Here is a 3,451-nt window from a genome sequence, read left to right as displayed (position 1 = left end):
AAATCCTTATCTGGCAAGAGACTTAATTGATTAGTTCGCTCTAGATCAAAAATAATTGACAAAAATCGCCAAATGCCTTTCTATATAAGGGTTCCATCCCTTATAACCCCCGTCCATTGCATAACAAAAACCGAAGAACCGAAGTGATTAGACTTCATACCAAAGGCTATCAGCAAGATTAAGTGTCCACTGTTTAAAAAATTTAGGGTATTTTGTTGACGTGATTTCTTTCCCTTCGCGAATTTTCCCCTTCCACTTTTCGATAGTTGAGGTTGGTATGCCTATCTTTTTACTTAATTGGTCATTGGTTAAGCCTTGTCGGTTGCTTACTGTACCCTCACCCGTTACTGATTCAATTGAGTCAGTTTCACCCGGAACGGGACCGATCGATCCCGTTACCAGTTCATCTATTAATGAGATTGGTTCCACAGTATCAGCAGTCTCTACATTTTCCTGATTGGGAAGGGGGGAATTGCCTGATTCATCCACAGACTCATCTATTTCTGTGACAGCCTCTACAGTATTTATGGCAGTCTCAACGGTATAAACAGTCTCAACCGTGGCAACGGTTCCCATATCGGGGTTTTCCCCTTGTCTATCCTTTTGACTATCTGTGTCTATACTGTCTATCTTGCTGTCTATTCTTTGACTATCCAATTGAGAAGCGAGAGCATTTAGCCTGTGTTCCAAGCTGATCATTCTGTTGGTTAATCCTTGATCACAATCATTTAGGCGATCATCAAAAGCCTCTACCCAATCGTTAAGTTTTTTGGCTATACTGCCTACTCGTTCGTCTATCTTTTGAGTATCCGTCTCTAATTTGTCTATCCGATTGCTGTCTATCTGATTGTCTATCTTGTCTATCCGGTTCCCCTTACCCGTGACTAGCTTAATGTCTATCCTACCGTCTAGGCATTGATTAATAAAATCATATAGAAGTGAGGCCGTATCAGTGTTGTGGGATTTTGCCAAGTCCCCAAAAGCTTGTCTTTTGTCCCCTTCGATCCTGATTGTGATTAGTTTATCGCGTGCCATAGTTGTCTATCCTTTTTGTCTATCTGTCTATTCATAGGATAGCCAATTGTATAGTCACTGTCTAGCCAAGATGGACACTTTGAGAAGTGTCATACCGCTAACTGATTTTCTGTTTACGGCAAACAAAACTATGATAATATTGGGTCATTAAAAAATTAGGGTCTGGCTGGGTAGAAGATAGGCAATCACTCAGAGAGCTAACTGATTGCGATCATGCCACAATTATTAAGCATAAAAAATGACCAAAACAGCATATAATCAGGGTTGTCTTTTCGGCAAAACCCTAACGCTGAGTGATAGTGATTGGGAAAACCTAACCGAACTATCAAAGGCTGTATCTGGCGATTGGGAGCGGGTTTTAGTCCACGATCTTGCCAATATACTACCCAAGAAATATCAAGAAAGCGTAAGCATCGAAGCGAGTAAATACTCTAGTTATTCTGGTTTTATCGTTGGGGTCTTGGATGCTTTAGTTAGTTAAAATTATTAACTACAAAAAGACGGGTTAACCCGTCTTTTTTTGGGTTAAATTAGACTATCTAAAATATCTGTCACCTCTCCCTGATGATTTTTACGGTTATCGTCATAAATTAAAAGGGTATTCAAGCTAGAGTGCCTCGATAACTTCTGGACCCTCCTAACATCCCCCCCGGTAGCCTCAAGCGCGGCGGTGATACTGCTATGGCGTACCCTATGGGGTGACATAGTTTTAGTTATGCCGGCATCCTGACAGCGTTCTTTAACAATATTGTAGATAGCTTGAGTGCATAGGCGGCCGTCCCGGTATCCGGCATTCACAGAACAAAACAGGGCCTTATCGGGGTTAGTCTCACCCCTTGCTGACAGCCAAGACTCAATCGCCGTGACCGTGCCACTGCCAAGAGAGACAATCTCTGATTGATTCCCCCTACCCTTACCGTAAATTCTCAGGGTTTTAGCTACCGGGTCAAAGTCAGCGATATTGGCTTTTGACACTTCGGACCGTCTTAGGGCATTACTCCAAAGAAGCATCAAGAGGGCATAATCACGGATACCTTTTAATGTTCCCCGGTCAATCCCCCCTAGCACTCGCTTGAATGTCTCCGGGTCAACCCCGGAAGTATCTCTATAAGCTGACAGCTTCTCACCCTTGACCGCTTCTAACATAAATTCACAGTGACCGCAATTATAAGCAAAACAGACTAATGACTTGATAGCGGCTAACCGTCGGTTAATCGTTGCTGATTTTAACCCCTTTTGGAGTAAATCCCCTTTATAGCGGGAAACTAGGGCATAAGCACCATGGCGATCAAGTGATAGGAATTTTCCCAATTCCGTACCCAGATCAGCGAGAAAATTATCAATATCTTTTTGGTACACACGCCGCGTGTGATTGCTTCGCTTAGTATTCAACCAATCACCTAAAACCCTCTCCCAATCGGTGTTAGGGGGAACCAGGGTTAAGTGAGAAACTTTGGAGTTAAGTGGTACAAGGTTACTGTTCATCTTGCGAAAAGGTTTATTATCGAAACATTAAGAATTGTTAAGAACCCAAAGCATTCTCAACTGAGTGAAGCTTCTCTTTGAGATGCGATACAAGTTTTTCGTTTTATCCGACTCCAATAGGCTTGCTTGTAATTACTCTTGTAGCGGGCGGAAGAATTTTCTCGATTTGTTCCCCCTCTTTCTGTTTAGTGTCAAACAAATCCAATCGGGTTTGAAGATTCAACCAAAAATCAGGAGAGACTTGGAAGTATTTAGCAAGTCTTAAAGCGGTGCTAGGGGTAATCCCCCGGCGACGGTTGACAATTTCATTAATTCGCTGGTAAGGAACCCCAATCGCATCAGCGAGTTGACTCTGTGTGATGCCCATCGGCTTCAAAAATTCCTCGTTCAGCATTTCACCCGGATGGGTGGGTCTTCTATGGGTGGGTGTGCGAACCATGTTTATACTCCTTTTTTAACTGGAATGATAATCAACGACTTCAACATTATCTGGACCGTTTATAGTCCAGATAAAACAGATACGGTACTGATCATTGATTCGGATGCTATGCTGACCTTGCCGATCACCGACTAAAACTTCCAAACAATTGTTGGGTGGAATGCGTAGGTCATCTAGCGAAGTTGCCGAATCGACTAAATCCAGTTTCCGTCGCACCACGTTCCATAAATTTCTAGGGCAGGTTTTCCGTGCTTTTTTGGTATCCTCACCATTGAAAATATTTTTAGTAGCTGTATTCCTGAATGAGACTATCATAATAACACGGTAGCACGTTTTTCATGTTAGACGTTCGCTAAGTAGTCATGCAAAATTAATTACCCAAATAAAAAATTAAGAAGTATAATACATAAAAAAACGAAGCAGCAGGAAAATACAATGAGATTGATTAGAGACCTAAACCCCGAGAGCCAGAAAATGCTAGAGAGAATTTAT

The 3,451-nt window shown here is 42.1% G+C and carries 5 protein-coding genes; 1 reads left to right on the top strand and 4 read right to left on the bottom strand.

The features are described from left to right. Positions 1-147: 147 nt before the first annotated feature. The gene (locus O9332_RS08630) at positions 148-1,035 is read right to left on the bottom strand and encodes a hypothetical protein (protein WP_288024933.1); all 888 of its coding nucleotides are present in this window, start codon (positions 1,033-1,035) and stop codon (positions 148-150) included. 238 nt (positions 1,036-1,273) lie between these two features. Here O9332_RS08630 and O9332_RS08625 point away from each other — a divergent pair, with 238 nt between their 5' ends. Then, positions 1,274-1,516, top strand: a complete 243-nt coding sequence (locus tag O9332_RS08625; protein ID WP_288024931.1) for a hypothetical protein — start codon at positions 1,274-1,276, stop codon at positions 1,514-1,516. A 44-nt stretch (positions 1,517-1,560) separates the two neighbouring features. Here the strand turns inward: O9332_RS08625 and O9332_RS08620 are convergent, their stop codons facing one another. The 3 genes from O9332_RS08620 to O9332_RS08610 all read right to left on the bottom strand — a co-directional run bounded on the left by O9332_RS08620 (position 1,561) and on the right by O9332_RS08610 (position 3,274). Further along, a complete protein-coding gene (locus tag O9332_RS08620) occupies positions 1,561-2,427 on the bottom strand; it encodes a tyrosine-type recombinase/integrase (RefSeq protein ID WP_288024928.1) in 867 nt (288 codons plus the stop codon). A 196-nt stretch (positions 2,428-2,623) separates the two neighbouring features. Beyond that, positions 2,624-2,959 carry a HigA family addiction module antitoxin gene (locus O9332_RS08615; protein ID WP_123230360.1) on the bottom strand — a complete coding sequence of 112 codons (336 nt, stop codon included), beginning with the start codon at positions 2,957-2,959 and terminating at the stop codon, positions 2,624-2,626. A gap of 15 nt (positions 2,960-2,974) precedes the next feature. Beyond that, positions 2,975-3,274, bottom strand: a complete 300-nt coding sequence (locus tag O9332_RS08610; protein WP_123230361.1) for a type II toxin-antitoxin system RelE/ParE family toxin — start codon at positions 3,272-3,274, stop codon at positions 2,975-2,977. Positions 3,275-3,451: the final 177 nt, after the last annotated feature.

Origin of the sequence: Microcystis sp. LE19-10.1B (assembly GCF_027530565.1) — a bacterium.
GTDB classification, from domain to species: domain Bacteria; phylum Cyanobacteriota; class Cyanobacteriia; order Cyanobacteriales; family Microcystaceae; genus Microcystis; species Microcystis aeruginosa.
The sequence above is the reverse complement of the archived record's forward strand: the minus strand, read 5'-3'. Positions and strand labels throughout refer to the sequence as shown.

Excerpts from the sequence above, each read along its gene's own strand:
- O9332_RS08615 (WP_123230360.1), bottom strand. The coding sequence starts at position 2,959 with ATGGTTCGCACACCCACCCATAGAAGACCCACCCATCCGGGTGAAATG.
- O9332_RS08630 (WP_288024933.1), bottom strand. The coding sequence starts at position 1,035 with ATGGCACGCGATAAACTAATCACAATCAGGATCGAAGGGGACAAAAGA.
- O9332_RS08610 (WP_123230361.1), bottom strand. The coding sequence starts at position 3,274 with ATGATAGTCTCATTCAGGAATACAGCTACTAAAAATATTTTCAATGGT.
- O9332_RS08625 (WP_288024931.1), top strand. The coding sequence starts at position 1,274 with ATGACCAAAACAGCATATAATCAGGGTTGTCTTTTCGGCAAAACCCTA.